Raw genomic sequence first — 14109 nt, 5'->3', positions numbered from 1 at the left:
CCGATGCCTTTCCAATGAAGGCATGATGTTAACACCGAAGGTGGATGGGCGTGGCGGGACCGGCCGGTGCACTCAACTCTTATCGATTCGCCCGCCTACCCTGGGCGCGCTGTCGCGCATCATGGCGATCACCCGGCAGTCGCCGCACATCTCCAGGCGTTCCGGATGGCCCGCAAAGGCGGAGTGCCCCGACAGGCGCGCGAGCATGTTGCGCACCATGAGCAGCGTGCCGAACTCCTTGCCGCAGCTGATGCAGGCGAAAGGCTCGGTTTCATTGAGCGTGACGATGCTCGCGCGCGAGTCCGCGAAGGACAGGCGCGGCACCAGGGTCACCGCGTCCTCGGGGCAGGTGCTGGCGCACAGGCCGCACTGGACGCAGTTCTTTTCGATGAACGACAGGCGCGGCACCGTGGTGCTGTCCTGCAGCGCCGACGCCGGGCAGGCGCCCACGCAGGACATGCACAGCGTGCATTTGGCCGTGTCCACCTTGACTGCCCCGAACGGAGCCCCGGCCGCCAGCGGCACGTACTCGGGGCGGACCGGGGCGTGAGCATGCAGGTGGCTGAGCGCGAAGTCGAGCGTGTTGCGCTTGTCGGGCATGATGTGGAAGGTGGCCGGCACGGCCGGCCCCTCCCCGCGCGGGTAGATGTCCGGGACGCCGTGCGCCACGCGCAGGTGCGGGCCGGCGTAGCCCAGCGCGTCCAGCACCGCCTGGGCGTGCGACGCCTGTTCGCGCAGCGCGGCGCGGTATTGGGGCGCATCCACCGCGGTTGTCAGCACCATGACGCCGGCCGCCCCGTAGGCGATGGCAGACAGCCACACATCGATGCCGCAGGAAGCGGCGTGGTGCAGTTCGACTGGCAGCACGTAATCGGGTAGCGGCATCTCTTCCAGCAGCGCGCGCGCTGACTCCGCGTGGAACAGGATCACCGCTCCCGTGCCGCCCGCGCTGGCATAGGCCGACAGCAGCGTGCGCAGGCGCTCGCCGGTGTACGCGGGGCTCGGGTAGGCGTACGAGATCGCCCCCGTCGGGCAGACGGTGGTGCAGGCGCCGCAGCCTGCGCACAGGTGCGGGTCGACTCGGATGCGGTCGCCGGCGCTGGCGATCGCGCGCGCCGAGCAGATGTCGATGCAGGCGGTGCAGCCGGGCTGCTGGTTGCGGCTGTGGGCGCAGCGGCGCTCGCTGTAGACGAAGTATTTCGGCTTCTCGAAGGTGCCGGTCATGCCGGACAAGGCTTCCAGGGCGGCCTCGCGTGCCTCGGGGTCGGCGCCGGGCGCGTAGTAGCCGTGCGGGAGGGTGTGGCGCACCAGCAGCGGCGGGTCGCACAGGTCGAGCACCAGGTCGAAGTGCCCTTCCATCAGTGCGCTGCCGTTGCGCCAGCGGACCAGGAAGGCGCCCAGGTGGCCGGTGATCTCCACTTCATCGCGCATGCGCACGGGCAGGACACTGGGGACCAGCGGCGGCGCCAGGCGGTCCTGCCACTGCGCCACCTCGGCCGGACTGCCAGCCACCAGCACTCTGCCCTGCGAGCGGTAGGCAACGGTCGGTACGGGATCGGGATCCGGGAGCGCCGTGGCGGCAGCCAATGCGGCGGCTCGCGCCAGCGCATCGGCGCCCGGCAGGGCGCGCATATCCATGTTCAGTTCAGTGCTCATCGTGCTCCCCGGCCGGTGCGCGCTGCGGCGCCGTGGCCTTGTTATCGGCTTGTGGATGGGCCGCGCCTGGTGGCGGCGCGGCTTTGTCGTCGACTTCCTCCAACTGCGCGTTCAACCATGCGTTGGCGTGCCGCAGCGAGGCCAGCATGGCAGGCGGAATCGGATCGGATCGGGTGTAGTCGCCCATGTACACGTCGAGCCCGTCGACGGTGTTGAAGTGCGGATCGGAAAACAGCTTGCGCAGGGCCTGCCGGCGCACCTGGGCGTCGACGCCGCGCGCCACGAAGGCGGCGTAGTCGGAATCGGGGCCGAGGCGCATGGCGTCTTCCGTGCTGGGCAGCGCGCGGGGCGCCTGCTCCTGCGCGGGCTGGCTGCCGTCGTCGCCGTGCGGCGGTGCCGGGACGGGGGCCTTGCCGGCGTCGGCCGCTGCGGTCCCGCGGACCGCCGCGCCCTGCCCTGCTTGCGGCGCCTCGCCCGCTTCGGTTTTCAGGCGCGACCAGCGCGACAGGAAGCCTTCACCCATGCCGCGCCCTTCCCTTGCGCACCGGCGGCTCGTAGTTATCCACCAGGTAGTCGGACAGCCAGGCGTGGATTTCGGGCGGCATGCGTACGCCATCGGCCGGCTCGCCGGAATCGAACATGCGCGTTCCCTCGACATAGCTGGCCGACACGTGTACCGGCATGGCCCGGCCCTCGATCATGCGCCACATCACGAACACCTTGGATTCGGGGGCGATGCAGTTTTCGAAATAGCCTTCATGTTCGTCGCGGTACAACTCCAGCGTGAGGCCGGGCACGAGATAGGTCTCGCGCGCGGGACTGCTGGCCAGCGTCACCACCTGCCGGCCCGCGCCGCCAAACGGGACCACGCCGACGGCAGACCATGCGTCCCCTGCCCAGGGATGGGTGGGCGCGCGCCGCTCCATGATGACGGCAATGGGCAAGGTCGCGGTGGCGCCCATCAGCGGCGGCCCTCCTGCTGGGTCTTGTTGGCCGCCGCAGCGCCGGCGGCCGTGGCGGCTGGCCGCGTTGTGGTCGGCGTCGCGCCCGGGGCGGCAGCGGCCGGACGCGTCGTGGTCGTGGCAGCACCGGAAGGCCGCGCGGCGGCGCTGCCCGTCGCCTGCGCGCCTGCGGTACCGCTGCGGCCCGCGGCTGTGGCCGGACCGGCCTGGCCGGTGGCCTGATTCGCTACCGGCGGACGCTGTGCGCTGCCGGTGGCGGCCCGGGGCGTTGCGGCTGGGGCCGCACCCTGCGCGGCGCCCGGTTTGCCCGTGGCGCCCGGCTGGGGCTGCGCCTGCTGTTGCTTCTGGCGGTTGACGCCGCCCTCTGCAGCCGTCGCCGGAGCCGGCATGGCGCCGGTGGCGATGGTTTCCGGGCGGGCCGGAACGGTGCCCGCCGCGCTGCCGCCCACCATGACCGGCACAGGCGACTGCACCACCAGCGGCGCGGCCGGCGCCGGGGGCGGCGGCAAGGCGGTCGGCGGATGCATGCGCCAGCCCTGCGCGGCCGCCTGGCGGCGCCAGCGCGCCGCCACCGAATCCATCGACAGTCCCAGCAGGCGCTTGGCTTCGGCGGCCTCCGCGTCGGCCTGCGCCTTTTTGGCCGCCTGCGCGGCTACCTGCTCCGGCGTCGGAGGCGGCAGCCCGGCCAGCACGCAGCCCGCGGCGCCCAGCAGCGCCAGCGTTGCGATGATGCGTAGCTTTAGCATGGCATGCTCCTATTGGCCCGATTTGGTCTGTGCGGCGGCCGGCGGCTTGGTATTGGTGCCCGAAGGCGCATGGCCGGACTCGGCAACGGTGCCGCCCATTTTGGCCCCGCCCGTGTTGCCTCCCATGCCACCCGCCGTGCCCGGCGTGCCGCCCGCATAGCTGGCATCGGTGGCGACCAGCGCGGCCGCGGCCACATCGCCGCTGGTGCCGCCGCCCGCGGTCACCTGTCCCGGGAATTTGGTCTGGCGCACTTCGCTGGCCGCCGGCGCCGTGCTGCCCGCCCGGTCGCGGTCACAGCCTGCGGCAAGCGCCGCCAGTGCGCACACCCCCAGTATCAACGTCCTCATGTCCTTCCCCCCCGCACCGGGCCGGACGGCCGCGTGCCGCCGTCCCGCTTGATTTCCTCGTACCACAGCGCGTGGTGCGAGCGGGCCCACTCCTCGTCCACCGTTCCATGCCGCATGGCCTGGTAGGCGCCCGGCGTGCCGATCGTGCCCATGTAGATGTGGCCGATGGCGGCGGCCATGTAGAACGCGCCACCCAGGACGTGCAGCACATTGGCCACCTGCAGCACGTAACGGGTCTGTCCGAAGGTGACGAAGTCCATCACCAGGCCGGTGACCGACATCAGCAGGCCCAGCAGCGTGACGCCCAGCCAGAACCAGATCTTTTCGCCCGCGTTGAAGTACCCGGCGGGCACGTGCTTGTGGCTGACCATGCCGCCCAGGCTCCTGACCCACTGCCAGTCCACGCGCGTAAAGAAGTTCCGGCGCACGAAGGTGAAGAACATGATGACCGAGCAGAAGATGAACAGCGGCCCCACGAAGTTGTGGATGTACTTGGAGACCCAGGCGATGGCGGCGAAGATGTCGTGGCCCATCCAGGGCCGCAGCACCAGCTTGCCGAACATGATGATCAGGCCCGTCACCGCCAGCAGGACAAAGCTGATCGCGGTGGCCCAGTGCACCAGCCGGTCCCAGGCGTCGAAGCGCACGAGCTTGCGGCCGGTGTCGGGCTGCTCGGTGCGGACCGGCCCGAACGCGATGTAGAAGCCGAACAGCAGCAGCGGCACCACCAGCACCAGCGTGCCGGTCAGGGTGGCGAGCGGGCCATTGCGCAGGTGGCGCCAGGTATTGCCGCCGCGCTGGACCAGCACCGTGCCCTCGGTCGAGCCGTACTGGCCGAGGTAGTGGCGGTCGACGTGCACGCGGCCGGAGGCCGAGTCGAACCATCCCGGCTCGGGCACGCCCTGCTCGGTCTGCAGGATGGTCTGTTCTTCCGCATACGCGGGGCGCGCCTTCTTGTCGGGCACGCCGGCTGCCGCCGTTGCCGACGCCAGCAGCAGTGCCGACAACAGGAGCGTGATCCAGGTTCTGAACCTTTCCATATTCCCTCCTGCTAACGCGTTGCGGGCGGCCGTGCCGCGCCGCTGGCGGCCGGGCTGGCGCCGCCGGGTTCAGGTTGCGGGACGCTGCCCGCGGACGGGCGCGCGCCCGGCGCGGGCGCGGCAGGTGAAGCGGCGGACGGCGGCGCCGCGGTACCGCCGGCAGCGGCTGCCGGGCCACCCTGCGCGGCCGGCAAGGGTCCGGTGTTCTCGGCCGGCGTGGCGCCGATGTCCTGCAGCCGCTTGGCGCCGGCCATGCCGGGCGGCTTGGCGCGCACGAATTCGTTCTGGTAGAGGGCGCGATTGGTGAGCGCGGCGGACCAGGCCAGGCGGTCGTTGTAGAAGTGCTGCGCATACGGCAGCTGGTCGATCTTGCCGGCGTACCCGCCTTCGCGCCAGCCCGGATGCTGGGCCACCTCGAGGCAGCCGCACAGCGCCAGCGGCAGCGCGGCGATGCCCGCACGTTTGAGCAGCTTCATGTCGTCTGCCTCCTCGGGTTGTTCTGCGTGTCTCCCTGGAGCTGGTTGTCGCGCGGGCCTGCGCCGCTGGCTTCGATCGGCTGCTTCTTGCGGTTGTAGGCAATGTCCCAGCCCCACAGCTCGGGACCGTAGCCGCGCTGGTCGACACGCTGGCGGTAGATGTCGGCAATGACGCTGGCTTCGCCGCCCAGCAGCGCCTTGGTGCCGCACTGCTCGGCGCAGGCAGGCAGCTTGCCCTCGGCGATGCGGTTGCGGCCGTACTTCTCGAATTCGGCCTGCGAGGTGTCTTCCTCGGGTCCGCCGGCGCAGAAGGTGCATTTGTCCATCTTGCCGCGGTGGTTGAACAGGCCGGTGGACGGGAACTGCGGCGCGCCGAACGGGCATGCGAGCGAGCAGTAGCCGCAGCCGATACAGCCGTCCTTGTCGTGCAGGACGATGCCGTCGGCGGTGTGGTAGATCACGTTGGTCGGGCACACGGCGATGCACGGCGCGTCGGTGCAGTGCATGCAGGCGACCGAGATCGCGTGCTCGCCCGGCACGCCGTCGTTCACGGTGACGACGCGGCGCCGGTTCACGCCCCAGGGCGTCTCGTGCTCGTTCTTGCAGGCGGTAACGCAGCCGTTGCAGTCGATGCAACGCTCGGTATCGCAGATGAATTTCATCCTTGCTGGCATACGTCCTCCTAGGCCCCGACCAGGCGGCACAGCGACACCTTGGTCTCCTGCATCATGGTGACGGCGTCATACCCGTAGGTCATGATGGTGTTGACCGCTTCGCCGCGCACGATCGGCGCGGCCCCTTCCGGATAGGCGTGTTCCAGGTCCTCGCCCATCCACCAGCCGCCGAAGTGGAACGGCATCCACACCACGCCGGGCGGCACGCGCTCGGTGACGTAGGCGCTGACCTTGATGCGCGCGCCGGACGGCGATTCCACCCAGATGTCCTCGCCGGTGCGCGCGCCTGCGATGCGGGCGTCCTGCGGGTTGATCTCGCAGAACATCTTCTGCTGCAGTTCAGCCAGCCACGGGTTGGAGCGGGTCTCGTCGCCGCCGCCTTCGTACTCGACCAGGCGGCCGGAGGTGACGATCAGCGGGTACTCTTTCGAGTAGTCGACGTCCTGCACCGACTTGAACAGGGTCGGCAGGCGCCAGAAGGCGGCCTTGTTTTCGTAAGTCGGGTAGCGGGCGGCAAGGTCGCGGCGCGGCGTCATCAGCGGCTCGCGGTGCACCGGCACGGGGTCGGGGAAATTCCACACGTGGCAGCGCGCGCGCGCATTGCCGAACGGCGCGCAGCCGTGCGCCATCACCACCCGGATGATCCCGCCGGACGGGTCGGTCTTCCAGTTCTTGCCCTCGGCCGCGGCCTGCTCCTCGGGTGTGAGGTCGGACCACCAGCCCAGCTTTTTCAGGAACACGTGGTCGAACTCCGGGTAGCCCACATCCAGCTCGCTGCCGGCATTGGTGGAACCGTCCCCCGCCAGCAGCGTGACGCCCTTGTGCTCCACGCCCCAGTTGGCGCGGAACGGCAGGCCGCCTTCCATCGGGTGCTTGGACAGGTCGTACAGGATCGGCGTGCCGGGGTGCTTCATCTCCGGCGTGCCCCAGCACGGCCATGGCAGGCCGTAGTAATCGCCCTTGCAGGGTCCCGATTCGGCGCGCAGCGTGGTCGGGTCGAAGGTGTGCTTGTTCAGCATGTGCAGCTTGAGCCGCTCCGGCGAGCAGCCGGTGTAGCCGATGGTCCAGCAGGAACGGTTGATCTCGCGCAGGATGTCCTCGATGTCCGGCACGTTGTTGACCACCTTGATGTTCTTGCAGAGCTCGTTCGCGAAGCCGAGCTTCTGGGCCAGCAGGTACATGATCTCGTGGTCGCTCTTGGACTCGTACACCGGGTCGATCACCTTTTCGCGCCACTGGATGCTGCGGTTCGATGCGGTCACCGAGCCTTCGCACTCGAACTGCGTGCAGGCCGGCAGCAGGTAGACGCCGTCGCTCCTGCCGTGCATGGCCGCGGTCATGCTCGGATAGGGGTCGATCACCACCATCAGGTCGAGCTTCTGCATGGCCGCCTTCATGTCCGGCAGGCGGGTCTGGCTGTTCGGCGCGTGGCCCCAGTACAGCACTGCGCGCAGGTTGCTGGGCTGGTCGATGTACTGGTTCTTTTCCAGCACGCCGTCGAACCAGCGCGACACCGTGATGCCGGGCTTTTCCATCAGCTCCTTGGACGCATAGCGCGACTTGATCCACTCGTAGTCCACGCCCCAGACGGCGGCAAAGTGCTTCCAGGCCGGTTCGGCGATGCCGTAGTAGCCGGGCAGCGAGTCGGGATTGGGGCCGACGTCGGTGGCGCCCTGCACGTTGTCGTGGCCGCGGTAGATGTTGGCGCCGCCGCCCGCCACGCCGATATTGCCGAGCGCAAGCTGCAGGATGCTGAGCGCGCGCACGTTGGCGGTGCCGACCGTGTGCTGGGTGATACCCATGCACCAGACCACCGAGGACGGCCGGTTCAGCGCCAGCGTCTCGGCAATCAGGCGCACGCTGCCTTCGGGCACGCCCGTCACGTCCGAGACCTTGTCCGGGGTCCACTTGGCGACTTCGCGCCGCACTTCATCCATGCCGTAGGTGCGCTGCTCGATGTAGGCCTTGTCTTCCCAGCCGTTCTCGAAGATATGCCACAGGATGCCCCACACCAGCGGGATGTCGGTGCCCGGGCGCACGCGCACGTAGTGGTCGGCAAAGCGCGCGGTGCGGGTGAAACGCGGATCGACCACGATCATCTTGGCGCCCAGCTCTTTCGCGTGCAGGAAGTGCAGCATCGAGATCGGGTGCGCCTCGGCCGGGTTGGAGCCGATGAACATCACCGCCTTGCTGTGGTGGAGGTCGTTGAACGAGTTGGTCATCGCGCCATACCCGAAGGTCTGCGCGACGCCGGCCACCGTGGTCGAGTGGCAGATACGGGCCTGGTGGTCGCAGTTGTTGGTGCCCCAGAACGAGATCCACTTGCGCAGCAAATAGGCCTGCTCGTTATTGTGCTTGCTGCTGCCGATCAGCATCAGCGCATCGGGCCCCGCGTTTTGTCGCAGGTTCAGCAGCTGCGCGCTGACCTCGTTGATGGCCTGGTCCCAGCTGATGCGCTGGTACTTGCCGCCCACCAGCTTCATGGGGTAGCGCAGCCGGTGTTCGCCATGCCCGTGCTCGCGCAGCGACGCGCCCTTGGCGCAGTGCGCGCCCATGTTGAGCGGGGAATCGAAGGCCGCCTCCTGGCGCACCCACACGCCGTTCTGCACCACCGCGTTGACCGAGCAGCCCACCGAACAGTGCGAACAGATGGTGTGCTTGATGACCGGCGCGGCTGCGGCGGCCTTGGCCTCCTGCGCCGACGCCGGCTCGATAACGTTGAACGGCAGCTTGCGCGCCACCGCGGCCATGCCTGCGGTGACACCGGCGCCGACCAGGAAGGAGCGCCGCCGCAACGTGGCCGTGCCTGCGCGCCGCAGCACCTGCGTGAAGCCCGCGGGCGCGGACGGATCGGAAGATGTCTTGACGAGTGACATGGGCTGCTCCTACCAGTAGCGCGCGGTGGCGTAGTACTTGCGGATATGGTCGGTCTCGTGATACCCGGACTGCTTTGGTTCGGGCTGCTGCGGCTGCGGCAACGGGGCCGCCTGCGCCGGCGCGACGCCCGCCGCGGCCAGGGTTCCCAGCACGCCGGCGCCCGATGCGGCGCGCAGGAAGCCGCGCCGCTTGCCATCCACCTTTTTGAGTTCCATCGTCTATGCCTCCTCGTCGGCCACTTCGAACGACTGCGCCTCGATCTCGAGGAACACGTCGGCCAGGTCGGCCACTTGCCTGTAGAAGTCCGCACCCGGCGCGTTGCGCAGGTCATGCAAGAAGCGTTCGTACCAGGGTGCGATGTGGGTGCAGAAGAAATCGTGCTGCACGCCGAGCGGCTGCGGTGCGCAGCGGCCGGCGCCTTCGATCAGGATGCGCATGGTCTCGCACAGCGCACCCAGGTGGTCTTCCAGCTCGTAGCTGCCGCTGCGCCGCGCCAGGCCCAGGCGCGCGAGGTCCGCGCGCAGGCGCACCAGCGGCTTTTCGTTGATGTAGCCGGCGATGTAGAGCGAGGCGAACGGGTTGAGGAGCGGATTGCCGATGCTGGTGAACAGCGCCGCGTATTCGTCGCGCACCTGGCCTGGCGAGATGCGCTGCGCGGCCTGCGCCAGCGTGGCCCACGCGCAGTCGAGCGGGCGCGATGGGAACGGGGGGATGTCGAGGCGGGCCAGTGCGCCCAACAGATCGTCGTCGGGCGCGGCCAGCAGCAGGCGGGCCAGCAAAGCGTACAAGTCGGCCCGGCCCTGGTCCTCATGACCGGGCGCGACGTCGCCTGTTTCCTCTTGGGCTGCCAGCATCTTGCCATCCTCAAAAAGTTGATGACCAGTCTACGGTAACGCTCGAGAGAGGCGCGCACGCTAGCACGTCATTTCGCTGGGATGAAACGGGCTGTGCGGTGTTGCCGACCCGGTGCTATTGCCGAGCTGCACCGCGCAGCCAACGCGCATTGCGCGCGGGCCAAAGCAGCGCGCACACGCGTTGAAGCTGCTTAATGATGCGCGCATCCGCCGGTAGCATCATGACAATAGATCGCCGCGTAACGGCGACCGCGAGGAAGATGGAGGAGACCATGTACACGCGCACAAAGTCCGACGCTCCGGGCGCATTCCTGCTGCTGGGTTCAGCGATGGCCGCCCTGCTCAGCTGTTTCTGGCCCGGCGCCGGGTGGCTGGCGGCGGTGGCGGCATTGGTGATGGCGAGCCTGCTCATCCTGCGCATCGGCATCCTGCCCTTCCTGACCGTGTGCAGCGTCACGCTGGCGCACTTCCTGGTGCTGGGTCCGCCGCTGCCCTACGGACGCGGCAGCCTGCCCTTCGACTACCTGCTGATGTTCGTGCTTGCCCCGCTGACAGTGGCCGCCGGCGCCATCGCCGTCTGGTACTGGCGCTCCCCCTCCCGCAGCTAACCGAAATGGGGACAGACCCCGAAATGGGGACAGACCCCATTTTCAAAATGGGGTCTGTCCCCATTTTGGTGCCGGCGCTCGCTCTCGCTCAGCCGAGGGAAACGGGGATGGAAATGGGGTCTGTCCCCATTTTGGAAATGGGGTCTGTCCCCATTTTGGAGGGGTAAACGGCGAAGGGGGCGCACATTGCTGTGCGCCCCCTTCTGGATTCTGGCTCCCCGACCTGGACTCGAACCAGGGACCTGCGGATTAACAGTCCGTCGCTCTACCGACTGAGCTATCAGGGAAAAGAGGCAACATTATATGCAGCGTTCACTGTGCTGTCAAGAAACTGACTGTACCGTGCGCCCTGCTTTCGTTACCGTTTCGGATCAATTCCGAAGAACAAAATCTTAAAGCACTTTCGCCACTGCGTCAATCACACGGTCGATGTTTTTCGAGTTCAGCGCGGCCACGCAGATACGGCCCGTGTCCACCGCGTAGATCGCGAATTCGTCGCGCAGGCGCTGCACCTGCTCTTTGGTCAGGCCCGAATACGAGAACATGCCCACCTGGTGGCGCACGAAGTCGAAGTCGTGGCCCGGCGCCTTGATTGCCAGCCTGGCCACGAATTCCTCGCGCATCATCTTGATGCGCACGCGCATCTGCGCGAGCTCGGCTTCCCACAGCTGGCGCAGTTCCGGCGTGGTCAACACCGCCGCGACCACTTTGGCGCCGTGCGTGTGCGGATTGGAATAATTGGTGCGCACCACGCGCTTGAGCTGCGACAGCACGCGCGCCGCTTCCTCGGCCGAAGCGGCGACGACGGACAGCGCGCCCACCCGCTCGCCGTACAGCGAGAACGATTTGGAGAACGAGTTCGACACCAGCAGCGGACCGCCCGCCTGCGCGAAGCGGCCCACCACCGCGCCATCTTCCGCGATGCCCGTGCCGAAGCCCTGGTAGGCCATGTCGAGGAACGGCACCAGGCCGCCCGCGGTGACGATCGCCACCACCTCGTCCCACTGGGCCGGGCTCAGGTCGGCGCCGGTCGGATTGTGGCAGCAGGCGTGCAGCACCACGATCGAGCCGCGCGGCATGGCCTTGAGCGCGGCCGTCATGCCGCCGAAATCGACGCCGTGCGTGGCCGGGTCGTAGTAGCGGTAATTGTTGACGGTAAAGCCAGCCGCCTCGAACAGCGCGCGGTGGTTTTCCCAGCTCGGATCGCTGATATAGACCTGCGCGCCGGGCGGCGCGAAGCGCTTGAGGAAGTCGGCGCCGATGCGCAGTGCGCCGGTGCCGCCGATGCCCTGCACGGTGACCGCACGGCGCTCTTGAATTACTGCGCTGTCGGCCCCAAATACCAGCTCCTGCACCGCCCTGTCGTACGTCGCCAGCCCCTCGATCGGAAGGTAGGTGCGCGGCGCGTGCTGTTCGATCAATACCTCTTCGGCCCGTTTTACGCATGCCAGCAGCGGGACTTTGCCTTCGTCGTCATAATAGACGCCGACGCCAAGATTGATTTTCCCTGCGTGGGTGTCCGCGTTAAACGCTTCGGTGATGCCCAGGATGGGATCGCGCGGGGCCATCTCGACGGCCGCAAACAGGCTGGCGGGTACTGGTGAACTCATCTGATAAACTGAAGTGGGGTTGTGGACAGGCGCTTGCGCCAATGGCAACCATTCTAACAAAGGTCTGATCGCATGGCAGAACTATCCGTCGTAAACACCCCGGAACCGACCGTCCTCACGTTCCCCGGTTCGCCCTTCAAGCTGCACCAACCCTTCCCTCCGGCAGGCGACCAGCCGACCGCGATCGAGGGCCTGGTCGAGGGCATCAATGATGGCCTGTCGTTCCAGACCCTGCTGGGCGTGACCGGCTCCGGCAAGACCTACACCATGGCCAACGTGATTGCCCGCGCGGGCCGTCCGGCGATCATCTTCGCGCCGAACAAGACGCTGGCCGCGCAGCTGTACTCCGAATTCCGCGAGTTCTTCCCAGAGAACGCGGTCGAGTACTTCGTCAGCTACTACGACTACTACCAGCCGGAAGCCTACGTCCCGCAGCGCGACCTGTTCATCGAGAAGGACTCGTCGATCAACGAGCACATCGAGCAGATGCGCCTGTCCTGCACCAAGTCGCTGATGGAGCGGCGCGACGTGATCATCGTGGCTACCGTCTCGGCCATCTACGGTATCGGTAACCCGAACGAGTACCACCAGATGATCCTGACGCTGCGCGCCAAGGACAAGGTGGCGCAGCGCGACGTGATCGCGCGCCTGATCCAGATGCAGTACACCCGCAACGAGATGGACTTCGGGCGCGGCACCTTCCGCGTGCGCGGCGACACCATCGACATCTTCCCGGCGGAGCACGCGGAACTGGCGATCCGGGTCGAGATGTTCGACGACGAGATCGAATCGCTGCAGCTGTTCGACCCGCTGACCGGGCGCGTGCGCCAGAAGATCCCGCGCTTTACCGTGTATCCGGGCTCGCACTACGTCACGCCGCGTTCGACCGTGCTGCGCGCGGTCGAGTCGATCAAGGCCGAACTGCGCGACCGTCTCGAGTGGTTCCGCAGCCAGAACAAGCTGATCGAGGAACAGCGCCTGGAGCAGCGCACCCGCTTCGACCTCGAAATGCTGGCGGAGATCGGCTTCACCAAGGGCATCGAGAACTATTCGCGCCACCTGTCAGGCTCGATGCCGGGCGAGCCGCCGCCGACGCTGGTCGACTACCTGCCCAAGGACGCGATCATGTTCATGGACGAGTCGCACGTGCTGATCGGCCAGCTGAACGCGATGTACAACGGCGACCGTTCGCGCAAGACGAACCTGGTCGACTATGGCTTCCGCCTGCCGTCGGCGCTGGACAACCGGCCGCTCAAGTTCTCCGAGTTCGAATCGAAGATGCGCCAGACGATCTTCGTTTCCGCGACCCCGGCCGAGTACGAGCAGCAGCATGCCGACAACGTGGTCGAGCAGGTGGTGCGCCCGACCGGCCTGGTCGATCCGCAGATCATCGTCAAGCCGGCGCGTTCGCAGGTCGAGGACCTGATGTCCGAGATCGTCGACCGCGTGGCCAAGGACGAACGCGTGCTGGTCACCACGCTGACCAAGCGCATGGCCGAGCAGCTCACGGAATTCCTGAGCGACCATGGCATCAAGGTGCGCTACCTGCACAGCGATATCGAGACCGTGGAGCGCGTGGAGATTCTGCGCGACCTGCGCCTCGGCACCTTCGACGTGCTGGTCGGGATCAACCTGCTGCGCGAGGGCCTGGACCTGCCGGAAGTGTCGCTGGTGGCGATCCTGGACGCGGACAAGGAAGGCTTCCTGCGTTCGGAGCGTTCGCTGATCCAGACCATCGGGCGTGCGGCGCGTAACCTGAACGGCGTGGCCATCATGTACGCGGATAACATGACCGACTCGATGCAGCGTGCAATTGGCGAGACCGAGCGCCGGCGCGCCAAGCAGATCGCCTTCAACGAGGCGAACGGCATCACGCCGATCGGCGTGAAGAAGAAGATCCGCGAGATGATCGACGGCGTCTACAGCCAGCAGGCGGCGCGCGACAACCTGGAAGCGGCCAAGGAAGTGGCGAAGGTCGAGGCGATGAGCGAGAAGCAGATCAGCAAGGAGATCAAGCGGCTCGAGAAGCTCATGGTGGACCACGCCAAGAACCTCGAGTTCGAGAAGGCCGCGCAGGTGCGCGACCAGCTGCATGTGCTCAAACAGCAGGCGTTTGGCGCGCCAGGCGCCGATAACGTCGTTTCCATGCTCGGCAAGTAAGGCAGGAAGGCCCCCTCACCTTCCGCGTTGGCGGAATCGGCCATGAATGGGGCGATTCCGCCACGCGCACTCTGCCGCCTTGGCGCCTGCAGGGACAG

The 14109-nt window shown here is 67.6% G+C and carries 14 protein-coding genes and 1 tRNA gene; 2 read left to right on the top strand and 13 right to left on the bottom strand.

The genetic code is table 11. The features are described from left to right. Positions 1-72 precede the first annotated feature (72 nt). Genes ACFSQR_RS16750 through ACFSQR_RS16700 form a run of 11 tightly spaced genes read right to left on the bottom strand, consistent with a single transcriptional unit; the run spans position 73 to position 9633 of the window. On the bottom strand, positions 73-1656 hold the full coding sequence (locus ACFSQR_RS16750; protein WP_377731133.1) for a 4Fe-4S binding protein: 1584 nt from the start codon (positions 1654-1656) through the stop codon (positions 73-75). Then, on the bottom strand, positions 1646-2179 hold the full coding sequence (locus ACFSQR_RS16745; RefSeq protein WP_377731131.1) for a DUF3306 domain-containing protein: 534 nt from the start codon (positions 2177-2179) through the stop codon (positions 1646-1648). Before ACFSQR_RS16745 ends, ACFSQR_RS16750 begins: the two co-directional genes overlap by 11 nt. Beyond that, positions 2172-2618 carry a DUF3305 domain-containing protein gene (locus ACFSQR_RS16740; RefSeq protein WP_377731130.1) on the bottom strand — a complete coding sequence of 149 codons (447 nt, stop codon included), beginning with the start codon at positions 2616-2618 and terminating at the stop codon, positions 2172-2174. Before ACFSQR_RS16740 ends, ACFSQR_RS16745 begins: the two co-directional genes overlap by 8 nt. Continuing rightward, positions 2618-3364, bottom strand: a complete 747-nt coding sequence (locus tag ACFSQR_RS16735; protein WP_377731129.1) for a hypothetical protein — start codon at positions 3362-3364, stop codon at positions 2618-2620. The genes ACFSQR_RS16740 and ACFSQR_RS16735 overlap by 1 nt, the downstream gene beginning before the upstream one ends. A 9-nt stretch (positions 3365-3373) precedes the next feature. Further along, positions 3374-3712: a hypothetical protein gene (locus tag ACFSQR_RS16730; protein ID WP_377731127.1), complete on the bottom strand. Its 339-nt coding sequence runs from the start codon at positions 3710-3712 to the stop codon at positions 3374-3376. Beyond that, on the bottom strand, positions 3709-4752 hold the full coding sequence (locus tag ACFSQR_RS16725) for a formate dehydrogenase subunit gamma (RefSeq protein ID WP_377731126.1): 1044 nt from the start codon (positions 4750-4752) through the stop codon (positions 3709-3711). The genes ACFSQR_RS16730 and ACFSQR_RS16725 overlap by 4 nt, the downstream gene beginning before the upstream one ends. An 11-nt stretch (positions 4753-4763) precedes the next feature. Further along, positions 4764-5228: a hypothetical protein gene (locus ACFSQR_RS16720; protein ID WP_377731125.1), complete on the bottom strand. Its 465-nt coding sequence runs from the start codon at positions 5226-5228 to the stop codon at positions 4764-4766. Continuing rightward, a complete protein-coding gene (fdh3B, locus tag ACFSQR_RS16715; protein ID WP_377731124.1) occupies positions 5225-5902 on the bottom strand; it encodes a formate dehydrogenase FDH3 subunit beta in 678 nt (225 codons plus the stop codon). The genes ACFSQR_RS16720 and fdh3B overlap by 4 nt, the downstream gene beginning before the upstream one ends. 8 nt (positions 5903-5910) lie before the next feature. Then, complete coding sequence (locus ACFSQR_RS16710; RefSeq protein WP_377731123.1) at positions 5911-8778, bottom strand: formate dehydrogenase subunit alpha; 2868 nt, start codon at positions 8776-8778, stop codon at positions 5911-5913. A gap of 9 nt (positions 8779-8787) precedes the next feature. Beyond that, positions 8788-8994, bottom strand: coding sequence for a formate dehydrogenase (locus ACFSQR_RS16705; protein WP_377731122.1), 207 nt, complete (start codon positions 8992-8994; stop codon positions 8788-8790). 3 nt (positions 8995-8997) lie between these two features. Beyond that, a complete protein-coding gene (locus tag ACFSQR_RS16700; protein WP_377731121.1) occupies positions 8998-9633 on the bottom strand; it encodes a molecular chaperone in 636 nt (211 codons plus the stop codon). Positions 9634-9905: 272 nt separating this feature from the next. Between ACFSQR_RS16700 and ACFSQR_RS16695 the strand changes: the two genes are divergently transcribed. Continuing rightward, complete coding sequence (locus ACFSQR_RS16695; protein WP_377731120.1) at positions 9906-10241, top strand: hypothetical protein; 336 nt, start codon at positions 9906-9908, stop codon at positions 10239-10241. A 211-nt stretch (positions 10242-10452) separates the two neighbouring features. Here ACFSQR_RS16695 and ACFSQR_RS16690 read toward each other — a convergent pair. Together ACFSQR_RS16690 and ACFSQR_RS16685 are read right to left on the bottom strand one after the other, a co-directional pair. After that, positions 10453-10528 (bottom strand) — tRNA-Asn (locus tag ACFSQR_RS16690). Between the two features lie 105 nt (positions 10529-10633). Beyond that, positions 10634-11851 carry an aromatic amino acid transaminase gene (locus tag ACFSQR_RS16685; protein ID WP_377731119.1) on the bottom strand — a complete coding sequence of 406 codons (1218 nt, stop codon included), beginning with the start codon at positions 11849-11851 and terminating at the stop codon, positions 10634-10636. Between the two features lie 72 nt (positions 11852-11923). Between ACFSQR_RS16685 and uvrB the strand changes: the two genes are divergently transcribed. Beyond that, the gene (gene uvrB, locus ACFSQR_RS16680) at positions 11924-14011 is read left to right on the top strand and encodes an excinuclease ABC subunit UvrB (protein ID WP_377731118.1); all 2088 of its coding nucleotides are present in this window, start codon (positions 11924-11926) and stop codon (positions 14009-14011) included. Positions 14012-14109: the final 98 nt, after the last annotated feature.

This window comes from Pseudoduganella sp. GCM10020061 (assembly GCF_042683405.1).
Taxonomy (GTDB): domain Bacteria; phylum Pseudomonadota; class Gammaproteobacteria; order Burkholderiales; family Burkholderiaceae_D; genus Telluria.
Note: the sequence above shows the minus strand (reverse complement) of the source record. Positions and strands in the feature narration are given on the sequence as shown.